This is a genomic window from Streptomyces sp. NPDC052109, assembly GCF_040680195.1.
Classification (GTDB): Bacteria; Actinomycetota; Actinomycetes; order Streptomycetales; family Streptomycetaceae; genus Streptomyces.
This window is the reverse complement of record NZ_JBFAWF010000028.1, coordinates 39,299-52,960: the sequence shown is the minus strand read 5'-3', so window position 1 is coordinate 52,960 and position 13,662 is coordinate 39,299. Positions and strand designations below refer to the sequence as shown.

The following is a 13,662-nucleotide window of genomic DNA, read 5'->3' as shown; positions in this document are numbered from 1 at the left end:
GCTATGTCCCTCCGACGGTCAGTGATGTGCGCGATCTTCCGCGCCGTACCCAGCACACATTAGCCCGGTGAGGGGACGTACAGGCTGCGGGTCGGCACGCCAACAGCGAACAGCCGCCGGGAACAAACGGCGGTCAGTGGTGTTCGCTGCCGTGCAGCGGGAAGCCGGCGATGCCCCGCCAGGCCAGCGAGGTCAGCAGCTGCACCGCCTGGTCGCGCGGCACGCTGCGGTCGCTGTGCAGCCAGGAACGGGCCACCACCTGGGCGAGACCGCCGAGGCCGGAGGCGAGCAGCATCGACTCCGCGCGCGACAGGCCCGTGTCCTCGGCGATGACGTCGCAGATCGCCTCGGCGCAGTCGTTCGTGACCTTGTCGACACGCTCGCGCACCGCGGGCTCGTTCGTCAGGTCCGACTCGAAGACCAGCCGGAAGGCGCCGCCGTCGTCCTCGACGTACGCGAAGTAGGCGTCCATGGTCGCCCGGACGCGCTGCTTGTTGTCGGTCGTCGAGGCCAGCGCGCTGCGCACGGCCTGGATCAGCGACTCGCAGTGCTGGTCCAGCAGGGCGAGGTAGAGGTCGAGCTTGCCGGGGAAGTGCTGGTAGAGCACCGGCTTGCTCACGCCGGCCCGTTCGGCGATGTCGTCCATCGCCGCCGCGTGATAGCCCTGCGCGACGAAAACCTCCTGGGCGGCGCCCAGCAGCTGGTTCCGTCGGGCTCGGCGCGGCAGACGCGTGCCACGCGGGCGTGCTGCCTCAGTTTGCTCGATGGCTGTCACGCCGCCTCCCAAGGTCGTCCATATCGCGGTGTAGGCCGCGCGGCCATCGTACTTTTCGGTAACCGTGGTGTGCGCGGTGCGAGCGCAGAATTTCACGTACCGGACGGTGGCGAAAGCCGCAGCGGACACCTCGTGCGGCCGCAGAAGTCGGCGGAGGTCAGCGGTAGTCGTCCTCGTCGAGCGAGACCACACGCGCCTGTTCGACCAGATCGCCCTCGCTCGCGCGGTCCGCGTCCATGCCCGTCAGGGGGTCGTCACGGTCCGGGGCGAGGTCGGCGTGCTGCTCGGCGGCGTCCACCTCGTTGGCTTCGACGTCGATCTCCGGGGCCGCGTCGGTCTCCAGGTCCTCGATCATGTCGGGCTCGGTGGGGTCATAGGCCATGGTGGGCTCCCTTCCTACGAATGTCCCTGAAGCAGCAGGGGCCACATGCGGGTGCCCTCTGTACGAGCCTAGGAGACAGCTGATCCGGACGCCATGCCGTCTCGTCCGTTTGTTGCCCGTGTTCACCGGTGTTCACCAGTGGCGTAAGGTCCGCCGGCAGTCGTCGGGTTCACCCGTCGCCCACGGTCCAGTCTGTGACGGCCACCACATGAACCTCGGTGTGATCACCTCGTAACATTGCCGCATGTCTTCGACCGAGTCGCCATCCGTGCCGGCCGCCAGCAGTGCGCTTCCGAGGGTGGCGCCCGTCCGGGTCGGCGAGGGCGAGCGGCTGCGGTCCGTGGGACTGCCCGGGGTCACCCTGTCGATCCGTTCCCGCCCTCCCACGCGCGAGGGCCTGCCGCCCGCGCTGTACGTCCACGGGCTCGGCGGTTCCTCGCAGAACTGGTCGGCGCTCATGGCCGAGCTGGACGGCGTCGTCGACAGCGAGGCGGTCGACCTGCCCGGTTTCGGCGACTCGCCGCCCCCGGACGACGGGAACTACTCGGTCACCGGGCACGCGCGCGCGGTGATCCGCCATCTCGACGCGGCAGGGCGCGGACCGGTCCACCTGTTCGGCAACTCGCTGGGCGGCGCCGTCGCCACCCGCGTCGCCGCCGTACGGCCCGATCTCGTCCGTACGCTCACCCTGGTGTCACCCGCCCTGCCGGAGCTGCGCATCCAGCGCAGCGCGGCCCCGACCGCGCTGCTCGGCGTGCCCGGTGTCGCCGCCCTGTTCACCCGGTTCACCAAGGAGTGGACGGCGGAGCAGCGGGTCCGCGGCGTCCTGGGGCTCTGCTACGGCGACCCCGGCCGGGTGTCGGCCGAGGCGTTCCAGCACGCCGTGGAGGAGCTCGAACGGCGGCTGCAGCTGCCGTACTTCTGGGACGCGATGGCCCGTTCCGCCCGCGGGATCGTCAACGCCTACACGCTCGGTGGGCAGCACGGGCTGTGGCGCCAGGCCGAGCGCGTCCTCGCGCCGACCCTGCTGATCTACGGCGGCCGTGACCAGCTCGTCGGCTTCCGCATGGCCCACCGGGCCGCCCGCGCCTTCCGCGACTCCCGCCTGCTGTCCCTGCCGGACGCCGGACACGTGGCGATGATGGAGTACCCGGACGTGGTGGCCACGGCGTTCCGGGAACTCCTCGCGGAGACCGGGGACGGCACCGCCGGCTCGGGCGCGGGGAGCTGAGGCCGGCGTGGGACGCCACAGCCGCCGCGGCCCGGCCCCCAAGGGCGACGCCGCGGACATAAAGGGAGGGCGCACGGAACAGGCGGCCGTCCGTCCGGGCAACAGTCGGGACCTCCCGGACCGGAGCAGCGGTCCGGGCGCGCCGTACGGGGGAGGTGCTGAGGGCGTTCAAGGGGCCGAGGGTGTTCCGGGGCCGCCGGACGCGCCGGGCCGGGCCGGCCTTCCGGGCGGACTCGGTGTGGCTGCCGCGGGCGGCGGGCGGCCGGTGCTGCCCGGGCAGCGACAGGCACCCACGGGTGGCGCCGCTCCTGCCGGTCATCCGCGGCAAGGACCGCCGGCCCGCCCCGACGGCACGCCCGCGCAGGGCGTCCCGAGGCTTCCCGATGGCACGCCCGGGCACGGCGTCCCGAGGTTTGCGGACGGTACGCCTGCGCACGGGGTGCCGCGTTTCGGTGGCGGTGCGCCGGTGCGGGGTGTGCCGCGTCTGCCCGATGGCACTCCGGGGCAGGGTGCGCCTCGGCTTCCGGAGGGCACGCCCGCGCAGGGCGTCCCGAGGCTTCCCGATGGCACGCCCGGGCACGGCGTCCCGAGGTTTGCGGACGGTACGCCTGCGCGGGGGGTGCCGCGTTTCGGTGGCGGTGCGCCGGTGCGGGGTGTGCCGCGTCTGCCCGATGGCACTCCCGGGCAGGGTGCGCCTCGGCTTCCGGACGGCACGCCCGCGCAGGACGTCCCGAGGCTTTCGGACGGTACCCCCGCGCACGGCGTGCCCCGGCTGCGGGAGGGTGCTTCCGCTCGTGGTGGGCACCCCGAGCAGCGGGAAGCCGGCGGCGGATGGGGGGAGCATGCGGGGGCGGCCGGCCCCGGCGTCTCGCTTCCGCGGCAGCGGCCGGCCGCGCCGCGGCAGGAATACCTCGACGCCTTCGCCGAGGGGCGCGACGGACGCCACGGCGGTGTCGGCCTGGAGGACGACGTCGACGTCTTCGCGCCTCGTCCAGGCAAGCCCGTCCCCCGCCCCGCCGAGGAGCACCCGGCCGACGCGCCGGAGGCGCACGGCGGTGACGCGCCCCCCGTCGGCCGGGCCGCCCCGGGCCCCGTCGGCCTGCCCGCGCAGCGTTCCCGCAAGGGGCGGACCTTCACCGGCGTCGCCGCGGCCGCCGTGACCACCGTGCTCGCGGTGGTCGTCGCCGGCCAGGTGACCGGGAAGCACGACGGTGGCGCCGTACAGTCGCAGTCCGCCACCGACCAGGCCCGCGACGCACGCCCCCCGGGTGCGACGCCTTCTGCCTCGCCGGGCGCGGTGTCGCTGTCGTACGAGCAGAAGATGGACCGGACGTACCCGCTGAGCGCCACACTGAAGGGCTCGGGGAAGTTCGCGACGGTGCGCGGTTTCGCCAAGGCACCCGGCAAGGGGCAGAAGTACACCTACCGCGTGGACGTCGAGCAGGGGCTGGGCCTGGACGGCGAGCTGTTCGCCGAGGCCGTGCAGAAGACCCTGAACGACGACCGCAGCTGGGCCCACGGCGGCGCCCGCACCTTCGAGCGGATCTCTTCCGGCAAGCCCGACTTCGTCATCACGCTGGCCAGCCCCGGCACGACCGCCAAGTGGTGCGCCAAGTCCGGGCTGGACACCACGGAGGACAACGTATCCTGCGACTCGGCCGCCACCGAACGAGTGATGATCAATGCATACAGGTGGGCCCAGGGCAGTAAGACATATGGGAACAAAATCCACGCCTATCGGCAGATGTTGATCAACCATGAGGTCGGTCACCGGCTCGGCCACGGCCACGTGACGTGCCAGAAGAACGGTGATCTCGCCCCTGTCATGCAGCAGCAGACCAAGTTCCTGGATCATGACGGGATCCACTGTCTGCCCAACCCCTGGCCGTATCCCGGGAGTTGACAGGCATCGCTTATGTCACATTGACATGAGCTGCAAGGTCGTTCATATTTCTGCGCATGTGGTCTAGTCATGCCGTCCGTGAGAGCGCAGCCATCGAGCTGGCGCTCATCGGCGTGACCGCACTCTGCGTGGCCGACATCGCCTGTCGCTGACGCCGCCCCCCGGCGCTCGCGTCGCGACCTTTCTCTCTCCTTTCGTCCGTGACCGTGTCACGGCGTTTTTCGACGACCCGGCGCCGGGGTCGACGTCTGCTCGCAGTCGTCTCACTCCTTGTCCACATGTCTCACATTTCGAGAAGTCCTCGATCAACCCCGTCACGTCACCGCGAGAGGTCGTCATTCCGATGCGTCAACCGTCCGTCATAGCGCGCCGCGTGGCAGCGGCATCCGTCAGCCTGGTCGTGGCAGCGGGCGCCGCCGCCTGCGGCCCCAAGGACCACGATGCCAAGGGCTCCGGTGGTGACTCCACGCCCCACAAGGGCGGCACCCTCACCGTGCTGAACTCCGAGCCGCAGACCGACTTCGACCCCGCCCGCCTCTACACCTCCGGCGGCGGAAACGTCCCTTCGCTGGTCTTCCGCACCCTCACCACGCGCAACCGCGAGAACGGCACGGCCGGATCCAAGGTCGTCCCCGACCTCGCCACCGACACCGGGCGCCCCAACAAGGACGCGACCGTGTGGACGTACACCCTGAAGAAGGGCCTCAGGTACGAGGACGGCACCCCGATCACCTCGGCCGACATCAAGTACGGCATCGAGCGCTCCTTCGCCCCCGAGCTCTCCGGCGGCGCGCCCTACCTGCGGGACTGGCTGGTCGGCGCGGCCGACTACCAAGGGCCGTACAAGGACAAGAAGGGGCTCTCGGCGATCGAGACGCCGAACGCGCGGACCATCGTCTTCCATCTCGACAAGCCCGAGGGCGAATTCCCGTACCTCGCCACGCAGACGCAGTTCACCCCGGTGCCCAGGAGCAAGGACGACGGCACCAAGTACGAGGAGCACCCGATCTCGTCCGGCCCCTACAAGGTCGTCAGGAACGAGAACGACGGCGAGCACCTCGTCCTCACCCGCAACACGTACTGGTCGGCGGCCACCGACGACGAGCGCAAGGCCTACCCGGACACGATCGACGTCCGCTCCGGCCTCGACTCCTCCGTGATCAACCAGCGGCTGTCCGCGTCCCAGGGCGCGGACGCGGCGGCGGTCACCACGGACACCAACCTCGGCCCGGCCGAACTCGCCAAGGTGAGCGGCGACGAGGAGCTCGCCTCACGCGTGGGCACCGGCCACTTCGGCTACACGAACTACATCGCGTTCAACCCGACCGTGAAGCCGTTCGACAACCCGAAGGTGCGGCAGGCGATCGCCTACGCCGTCGACCGGTCCTCGGTGGTCAACGCGGCCGGCGGCAGCGCGCTCGCCGAGCCCGCGACCACCTTCCTGCCCAACCAGAAGTCGTTCGGCTACACGTCGTACGACCCGTTCCCGGCGGGCGCCTCCGGCAACCCGGCCAAGGCCAAGGAACTGCTCGCGCAGGCCGGTTACAAGAACGGGCTCACCGTCACGCTGACCCACTCCAACGCCAAGGACTTCGAGACCAGCCCGGAGATCGCGACCGCCGTCCAGGACGCGCTGAAGAAGGCCGGCATCACCGTCAAGCTCCAGGGGCTGGAGGACAACGACTACCGGGACAAGATCCACAGCGTGAAGACCGAGCCCGGTTTCTTCCTCGCGCACTGGGGTGCCGACTGGCCCTCCGGCGGTCCCTTCCTCGCCCCGATCTTCGATGGCCGGCAGATCGTCAAGGACGGCGCGAACTTCAACACGGGCCTGCTCAACGACAAGTCGGTCAATGACGAGATTGACGCAATCAACAAGTTGACCGACCTTGACGCCGCTGCCAAGCGATGGGGCGCGCTGGACCGGAAGATCGGTGAGAAGGCCCTCGTCGTGCCGCTGTTCCACCCGGTCTACAAGCGGCTGTACGGCAAGGACGTCAAGAACATCGTCATCAGCGACTGGACCGGTGTGCTGGACATCTCCCAGGTCGCGGTGAAGTAGCGCCGTGAGCGAGGCACTTGTCGCCGTCGAGGCCGCCGGGACGGAGTCGTCCGTCCCGGCCGCCTCGGGGGCCCGTCAGTTCTGGCGGCGGCTGCTGGCGCAGCGCGCCGCCCTGGTCGCCGCCGCCGTCGTCGCGCTGCTCGTGCTGACCGCGCTCGCCGCGCCGCTGCTCACCGCTCTGGAGGGCCAGGACCCCACCACGTACCACCCGTCCCTGATCGACTCCGCGCGCGGAGGCGTGCCCATCGGCTCCTTGGGCGGCATGAGCGCCGACCACTGGCTGGGCGTGGAACCGCAGACCGGACGCGACCTGTTCGCCCGCCTGGTCTACGGGGCGAGGGTGTCCCTGGGGGTCGCGCTCGCGGCCACGGTGGTGCAGGTCGCCATCGGGGTCGCGGTCGGCGTGGCCTCCGCGCTGGGCAACCGATGGGTTGATCAACTGTTGAGCCGCGCCACGGACATCATCGTGTCGATGCCGCTCATGATCATGTCGTTGGCCCTGCTGGCGATCGTGCCGTCGAGCTTCCCGCGGCCGGTCCTGGTCACCCTCGTCATCGGGCTGATCGCCTGGGGCAACATCGCGAAGATCGTGCGGGCCCAGACACTCTCCCTGAAGGGGCTCGACCACGTCTCCGCCGCCCGGCTCAGCGGCTGGGGTTCCTGGCGGGTCGCCCGCCGCGAACTGCTGCCCGGCCTGGCCGCCCCCATCATCACGTACGCCGCGCTACTGGTGCCCACGAACATCTCCGTCGAGGCCGCGCTGTCCTTCCTCGGCGTCGGTGTGAAGCCGCCCACCCCGTCCTGGGGACAGATGCTGACCGCGGCGGACGTCTGGTACCAGGCCGCGCCGCAGTACCTGCTGCTGCCGGCCGGCGCCCTGTTCGTCACCGTTCTCGCCCTCACCGTCCTCGGCGACGGCGTGCGCACCGCCCTCGACCCGCGCGCCGCCTCCCGCCTGCGCGTCGGCACCGGCCGCAAGAAGTCCACCGCGACCGAGGACACCGGCCGGCAGGGCGCGACCGACAAGGAGGCAACCGCATGAGCGGCCTCGGCGGATTCCTGCTGCGCCGCGCCCTGGGCGTGGTGGTCACCCTGCTCGCCATCTCGGTGATCGTGTACGTCGTCTTCTACGTCACCCCCGGCAACGTCGCCCAGATCACCTGCGGCCCGCGCTGCTCCCCGGAACAGGTGCACCAGGTCGCCGAGCAGCTGAAGCTGGGCGACCCCCTCTACCTGCGCTACTGGCACTTCCTGGAAGGGCTCCTCGTCGGCCAGGACTTCTCCACGGGCACCTCGGTCGTGCACTGCGCGGCGCCCTGCCTGGGAGAGTCGTACCAGACCGACCAGCAGGTCCTGGACATCATCATGACCAAGCTGCCGGTCAGCCTGTCGCTGGTCCTCGGCGGCATGGTGGTGTGGCTCGTCCTCGGCGTCGGCACCGGTGTGCTGTCCGCGTGGCGGCGCGGCCGCGTCTCCGAGCGCGTGCTGACCGCGATCACCCTCGCGGGCACGGCCACGCCCGTCTTCGTCATCGGCCTGGTCCTGATGATCGTCGTCTGCGGCGAGCTGCAGCTGCTGCCGTTCCCGCAGTACGTGAACTTCTCGGACGATCCCGAACAGTGGGCGTGGAACCTGCTGCTGCCCTGGCTCTCGCTCGCCCTGATCGAGGCGGCGGCCTTCGCCCGCCTCACCCGTGCCGCCATGCTGGAGACCCTCGCCGAGGACCACATCCGCACCTTCCGGGCTTACGGCGTCGCGGAGCGTTCCATCGTCGGCCGGCACGCCCTGCGCGGCGCCCTGGCGCCCGTGATCGCGCTGAACGCCAACAACGTCGGCTCGGCCGTCGGCGGTGCCGTCCTCACCGAGACCCTCTTCGGGCTGCCCGGCATCGGCCAGGAGCTGGTGCACGCGGTGAACGTCGTCGACCTGCCGGTGGTCGTCGGCATGGTCCTGGTCATCGGCTTCTTCGTGGTCCTCGCCAACGCCGTCGCGGACGTCCTGTACGCGGTGGCCGACCGACGGGTGGTACTCCAATGAGCCTGGTGGAAGTCACGGACCTGACCGTCGAGTTCGGGTCGCTGCGGGCCGTGGACGGACTCTCCTTCAGCCTGGCGAAGGGCGCCGCGCTGGCCCTCGTCGGCGAGTCCGGCTCCGGCAAGTCCACGGTCGCGGGCGCCCTGCTGGGCCTGCACCGGGGCACCGGAGCCCGGGTGGGCGGCTCGGTCCGCGTCGCCGGCACGGACGTACGGACGGCCTCCGACGAGGAGCTGCGGCGGCTACGCGGCGCCAAGGCCGCCATGGTCTTCCAGGACCCGTTGTCGTCGCTGGATCCGTACTACGCGATCGGCGACCAGATCGCCGAGGTCTATCGCGTGCACGCGCGCGTGTCGCGTCGCAGCGCACGCGCGCGTGCCGTGGACGTGCTGGAGCGGGTTGGAATTCCGGACGCGGTGCGGCGGTCCCGGTCCCGCCCGCACGAGTTCAGCGGCGGCATGCGTCAGCGTGCCCTCATCGCCATGGCCCTGGCCTGCGAACCGGACCTGCTGATCGCAGACGAGCCGACCACCGCCCTCGACGTCACCGTCCAGGCCCAGATCCTCGATCTGCTGCACACGCTGCGCGAGGAGACCGGCATGGGCCTGCTGCTCGTCACCCATGACGTGGGCGTCGCCGCCGAGAGCGTGGACGACGTCCTCGTCATGCGGCACGGCAGGGCTGTCGAGCGCGGCCCGGTCGGCACGGTCCTCGCGGCGCCGGCCGAGGCCTACACCCGCGAACTCCTCGACGCCGTCCCGCGCGTGGACGCCCGCCGCACCGGCTCCCGGGCCTCCGGCCAGGTCGTGCTGGAGGCCACCGGAGTACGGCGCGAGTTCGGCCGCGGCCGGCGGGCGTTCGCGGCCGTGGACGGCGTCTCGCTGACCGTCCGCCGCGGCGAGACCCTCGGCGTGGTCGGAGAGAGCGGCAGCGGCAAGACCACACTCGGCCGGATGCTCGTCGGGCTGCTGGAGCCGACCGCCGGCACGATCCGCTACGAGGACCGTCCGCACACCGGCGTGAACCCGGCCGTGCAGATGGTCTTCCAGGACCCCGTCTCCTCCCTCAACCCCCGCCGCAGCGTCGGCGAATCGATCGCCGACCCGCTTCGCGCGCGTGGGGAACGCGACGAGGAGCGCATCCGGGGGCGCGTGACGGAACTGCTGGAACGCGTGGGGCTCGAAAGAGCGCACTACGACCGTTACCCGCATGAGTTCAGCGGTGGGCAGCGGCAGCGCATCGGCATCGCCCGGGCGCTCGCCGCCGAACCGCGCGTCATCGTGTGCGACGAGCCGGTCTCCGCGCTCGACGTGACCACACAGGCCCGGGTGGTTCAGCTGCTCGGCGAACTCCAGCGGGAACTCGGCCTCGCGCTGGTCTTCATCGCGCACGACCTCGCCGTCGTGCGCCAGGTCAGCGACCGGGTCGCGGTGATGCGCCGGGGCCGGGTCGTCGAGCACGGGCCGGCGGACGAGGTCTACGACAGTCCGCGCGAGCCGTACACCCGGCAGCTCCTGGCCGCCGTGCCCGCGCTCGATCCCGAGCTGGCGGCCCAGCGGCGCGTGGCCCGGGGTGAACCGGCCGTGGCGTAACGTTTCGTGCATGAGCGATGACGCGCTGAAACCCTAGCGCGACGGAACGCGACCCGCACGTGAAAGTTACGGCCGTTCACCCCTTTTGGTGGCGCGATGGACAACCGTCCGTCGCGCCACCGTCTTGTCCCCTTACGTTCGTCCCGCTGCGAGCCGCCGGGACGAACGGCGGCTCCCCAGACGGGAGATCGGGGGTGCACACGTGCGCATCGGACTGCTTACGGAGGGTGGCTACCCGTATGTGAGCGGTGACGCCGGACTCTGGTGCGACCGGCTCGTGCGCGGGCTCGAGCAGCACGAGTTCGACATCTACGCGCTCAGTCGCAGCCGACGCCAGGAGGACGACGGCTGGGTCGCGCTCCCGCCGCACGTCGGCCGGGTGCGTACGGCGCCGCTGTGGACGGCCGAGGACGACGGGGTCGTGTACGGGCGGCGCACGCGCCGGCGCTTCGCCGAGCACTACGCGGAACTGGTCGAAGCGCTGTGCGCCGGGACAGGGGCGGACACCGCCCCCGAGGGCGGTCCGGCGGATCTGCCGGACCGTTTCGGCAGCGCGCTGTACGGACTGGCCGAACTCGCCCGGGAGGAGCGCGGACTCGTCGGTGCGCTGCGCTCGGACGCCGCCGTACGCACCCTCGAACGCGCCTGTCGCGCCCCCGGCGCGCTGCGCACGGCGCGCGAGGCGCGCGTACCCGACCTGCTCACCGTCGCCGCGCACCTCGAGCGCGCCCTACGCCCCCTCTCCCTCGACTGGTACGGCGACGACGAACTCGGTGCCGTCGACCTCTGCCACGCCGCGGCCGGCGGACCCGCCGCCCTTCCCGGGCTGCTCGCGCGGCACTTCTCCGGCGTACCGCTGCTCGTCACCGAATACGGCGTGCAGCTGCGCTCCCACTACCTGACGCTCGGCCCCGACACCGCCGCCCCCGCCGTACGGGCGCTGCTCGGCGCCTTCCACGTCCGGCTCGCCGCCGAGGTCTACGGACGGGCCGAGATCCTCACCCCCGGCAACGCGCACGCCCGCCGCTGGCAGGAACGGTGCGGCGCCGAGCGGGCCCGGATCCGGACGGTCCACCCGGGCATGGACGCCGCCCGCTTCGCGGAGGTCGGCGAGGCCCCCGACCGCGCCGACCCGGACACGCTGGTCTGGGTGGGGCGCGTCGAACCCGCCAAGGACCTGATCTCGCTGCTGCACGCCTTCGCGGAGGTGCGCAGGGAGGAGCCCAAGGCACGCCTGAGGATCGTCGGCGCGCCCTCCGGCCCCGAGGGCGCGGCCTATCTCGGCCACTGCCGGGCGCTGGCCGCGCAGCTCTTCCCGGACGAGGCGGAGGGCGTGCACGCCGTCGGCGACAACCCGGTCTCCTTCGAGGAGATCGGCGACCCGGAGGCCCCTGCCCTGCCCGAGGTGTACGCCGCCGGCGCGATCGTCGTGCTGTCCAGCGTGGTCGAGGGCTTCCCCATCGGTCTCATCGAGGCCATGTTCTGCGGCCGGGCCACGGTGTCCACCGACGTCGGGGCGGTGGTGGAGGTCATCGGGGGCACCGGACTCGTCGTGCCGCCGCGCAATCCGCGGGCGCTCGCCGAAGCCTGTGTGGCGCTGCTGCGCGACCCCGAGCGCCGTGAGCGGCTCGGCGCCGCCGCGCGCGCCCGGGCGCTCGAACTATTCACCGTCGAGCAGAACATCGCGGCATTTCACGGCATTTACCTGCGGATCGTCTCGCACTGTCCGGTCCGCCGCGTCGTCCTCGACGAGGCCGGCGAGCCACTGCCGTTCGCCGCCCCGGCCGAGTCCCACGTCCCCGGCCGCTGGACCGGCCACACGGCCCGCGTCCTGCCCCGCGCCCTTCCCGGCTGGGCCACGGCCCCACCGGTACGCGCGACACCACTGGCTGCTGCGGAGGGGGCGTGATGGGCGAACGGGACGACCGCGCCGACGGGCACCGCGAAGGGACGGTGGGCGAGTTGAGCGAACGGGGCACGAGGAGGGAACCGGACGGGCTCGGCGCGCTGGGCGCCGGGATGTCGGACGGGGCCGGCGGCCCGGGTCCGGCTGCTGTTCCGGAGGTCTGGGCTGACGGCCGTCGGGTGGCGAGTGCGCCGGCCGCGCCGGACCTGCCCGGGATGCCGAGCACTGCCGAACCCTGGGACTCGCGGTCACAGGAGTGGACCCACGACTCCGACCACGGGAGGCCGGTCGGCTCACGGTCCGGCAACGCCTCTGCGGGCGGCCCGGAGCCGGGCGAGCGGCGCGTCGCCGCCCCCCGGCGCGGAGCCGCCGACCCCGTGAAAGCCCTGCTGCACCGGCACCGTGAGCTGTGCGAGCGGGCCGTGGACCCGCTGGAGATCGCCGCCGGGCTGGAGGCGCACGGCGTCACCGACCGGACCGCCGCCCGATTCCGCCACCGCGACGTCTTCTCGCTCGCCGAGGAGCTGTACGCGCGCGTGCCGCGCAGCGGTGGGCAAAGCCCGGACACCGAGCTCCTGCCCGCACCCCGGGTGCGCCCGGACTGGATCCTGCTGACCCTGCTGCCCGGTGTCCTGGGCGCGGCCACGGTGACCGGACTGCGCCTCGCGCACGGCCGTCCTCGCCTCCTGGCCGCGGCCGCCGGCATCCTCGCCGTCGCCCTCGCCGCACGTGCCGCACTGCGCCACGGTCCCCTCGCCGGCCTGCCCGGCACGCGCGCGTGGCACACGGCGAACGGCACGCGCGCGTGGACACTCTGGCTGCTCGGGTACGCCCTCCTCGGCGACGGTCTCCTGGGCGCCGTCCTGGAGGGAGGCCCCGACGCCCTGCCGAACGGCGCCGTGGACGGCCCTTGGCCCACGGCAACCGCGCCCGCCCTGGCCCTCACCCTGGCCTGCGCTCCCGCGGCCTGGTGCGCCCATCTGCTCACCGCGGGCGCCCGCCGCAGGCTCGCGGGGAGCAGGGGGCTGGAGGATTTCACGGCGGCCGCCAAACCGCTGCTGTTCGGCGTCTTCACCCTGTTCCTGGGCGCGCTGACCGCCCTGCTCCTGGTGTCCGGCAGCGCCCTGCACGAACCCGCGGCCTACCCGCAGGCCCTCGCCCTGGGCGCCCTGCTGCTGCTCGCCCGCCTGCTCACCGTGCACCACCACCAGCACGCCCCGGCCGTGGCGCTCGGTGCCGCGGCGGCCACGGAGGCGGCGGCCCTCGCGCTGCCGCTGGCCGCGAGGCTGCCCGGTTGCGCCGTCCTGGCAGCCCCCGTCCGCTCCCTCGTGAACGCCTGGGGGGAGGCCGCCGTCCCGGCTCTGGCCTGCGGCCTCGCGGCGCTGGCCCTGCTGCTCCACGCCGGGCGCACCCTCACCCAGGCCTCGGCGCACGCGCCGACGGGAGCCCCCGAGTGATCCGCCTCAGGCCCGCACCGGCGCCGGAGGCGACCCGCACCACCCTGTTTGAAGGAGACCACCTCATGACCACCTCCCGACCCCGAGCGTCCGGAGCCCCCGGAATCACCGGCGCGTCCGGAACAGCCACAGGCGCGGAAGCCGCCGGGACCGCTGGAGCCGGAGTCCGGGGAACCACCGGATCCGCCTGCACGGCGAGAGCGTGCGGACCGACCGCAGCCTCCTGGGCCGCCGGGCCTTCGCTGCCCGCCGGACCGTCCGGGCACGCGGCCCTCGTCAGCCGCACCGAACCCTTCCGGCGCCTGAGCCGCGGCAGTCAC

General features: G+C 72.5%; 11 protein-coding genes. 9 read left to right on the top strand and 2 right to left on the bottom strand.

Translation table 11 applies throughout. The features are described from left to right. Positions 1 to 133 precede the first annotated feature (133 nt). Positions 134 to 775 (bottom strand): TetR/AcrR family transcriptional regulator, encoded by a 642-nt coding sequence (locus tag AB0L59_RS36700; protein WP_069778840.1) that lies wholly within the window; start codon positions 773 to 775, stop codon positions 134 to 136. 157 nt (positions 776 to 932) lie between these two features. Beyond that, positions 933 to 1,157, bottom strand: coding sequence for a hypothetical protein (locus AB0L59_RS36695; RefSeq protein WP_365591126.1), 225 nt, complete (start codon positions 1,155 to 1,157; stop codon positions 933 to 935). 244 nt (positions 1,158 to 1,401) lie between these two features. Between AB0L59_RS36695 and AB0L59_RS36690 the strand changes: the two genes are divergently transcribed. The 9 genes from AB0L59_RS36690 to AB0L59_RS36650 all read left to right on the top strand — a co-directional run bounded on the left by AB0L59_RS36690 (position 1,402) and on the right by AB0L59_RS36650 (position 13,342). Next, a complete protein-coding gene (locus AB0L59_RS36690) occupies positions 1,402 to 2,388 on the top strand; it encodes an alpha/beta hydrolase (RefSeq protein ID WP_365591125.1) in 987 nt (328 codons plus the stop codon). 763 nt (positions 2,389 to 3,151) lie between these two features. Next, positions 3,152 to 4,291 (top strand): DUF3152 domain-containing protein, encoded by a 1,140-nt coding sequence (locus tag AB0L59_RS36685; RefSeq protein WP_365591123.1) that lies wholly within the window; start codon positions 3,152 to 3,154, stop codon positions 4,289 to 4,291. Positions 4,292 to 4,347: 56 nt separating this feature from the next. Further along, positions 4,348 to 4,443 (top strand): Ms4533A family Cys-rich leader peptide, encoded by a 96-nt coding sequence (locus AB0L59_RS36680; protein WP_365591122.1) that lies wholly within the window; start codon positions 4,348 to 4,350, stop codon positions 4,441 to 4,443. A 191-nt stretch (positions 4,444 to 4,634) separates the two neighbouring features. After that, positions 4,635 to 6,353, top strand: a complete 1,719-nt coding sequence (locus tag AB0L59_RS36675) for an ABC transporter substrate-binding protein (protein ID WP_365591120.1) — start codon at positions 4,635 to 4,637, stop codon at positions 6,351 to 6,353. Between the two features lie 4 nt (positions 6,354 to 6,357). Continuing rightward, on the top strand, positions 6,358 to 7,395 hold the full coding sequence (locus AB0L59_RS36670) for an ABC transporter permease (protein ID WP_365591119.1): 1,038 nt from the start codon (positions 6,358 to 6,360) through the stop codon (positions 7,393 to 7,395). After that, positions 7,392 to 8,390, top strand: coding sequence for an ABC transporter permease (locus AB0L59_RS36665; protein WP_365591117.1), 999 nt, complete (start codon positions 7,392 to 7,394; stop codon positions 8,388 to 8,390). The genes AB0L59_RS36670 and AB0L59_RS36665 overlap by 4 nt, the downstream gene beginning before the upstream one ends. Then, positions 8,387 to 9,979, top strand: a complete 1,593-nt coding sequence (locus AB0L59_RS36660) for an ABC transporter ATP-binding protein (RefSeq protein ID WP_365591115.1) — start codon at positions 8,387 to 8,389, stop codon at positions 9,977 to 9,979. Before AB0L59_RS36665 ends, AB0L59_RS36660 begins: the two co-directional genes overlap by 4 nt. Before the next feature lie 202 nt (positions 9,980 to 10,181). Continuing rightward, positions 10,182 to 11,888 (top strand): DUF3492 domain-containing protein, encoded by a 1,707-nt coding sequence (locus AB0L59_RS36655; RefSeq protein WP_365591113.1) that lies wholly within the window; start codon positions 10,182 to 10,184, stop codon positions 11,886 to 11,888. Next, positions 11,888 to 13,342, top strand: a complete 1,455-nt coding sequence (locus tag AB0L59_RS36650; RefSeq protein WP_365591112.1) for a hypothetical protein — start codon at positions 11,888 to 11,890, stop codon at positions 13,340 to 13,342. Before AB0L59_RS36655 ends, AB0L59_RS36650 begins: the two co-directional genes overlap by 1 nt. The last annotated feature ends 320 nt before the right edge of the window (positions 13,343 to 13,662 follow it).

Bases quoted from the DNA above. Each gene is read 5' to 3' on its own strand.
- AB0L59_RS36660 (WP_365591115.1), top strand. From the start codon at position 8,387: ATGAGCCTGGTGGAAGTCACGGACCTGACCGTCGAGTTCGGGTCGCTG.
- AB0L59_RS36675 (WP_365591120.1), top strand. From the start codon at position 4,635: ATGCGTCAACCGTCCGTCATAGCGCGCCGCGTGGCAGCGGCATCCGTC.
- AB0L59_RS36695 (WP_365591126.1), bottom strand. From the start codon at position 1,157: ATGGCCTATGACCCCACCGAGCCCGACATGATCGAGGACCTGGAGACC.
- AB0L59_RS36665 (WP_365591117.1), top strand. From the start codon at position 7,392: ATGAGCGGCCTCGGCGGATTCCTGCTGCGCCGCGCCCTGGGCGTGGTG.
- AB0L59_RS36650 (WP_365591112.1), top strand. From the start codon at position 11,888: ATGGGCGAACGGGACGACCGCGCCGACGGGCACCGCGAAGGGACGGTG.
- AB0L59_RS36680 (WP_365591122.1), top strand. From the start codon at position 4,348: ATGTGGTCTAGTCATGCCGTCCGTGAGAGCGCAGCCATCGAGCTGGCG.
- AB0L59_RS36690 (WP_365591125.1), top strand. From the start codon at position 1,402: ATGTCTTCGACCGAGTCGCCATCCGTGCCGGCCGCCAGCAGTGCGCTT.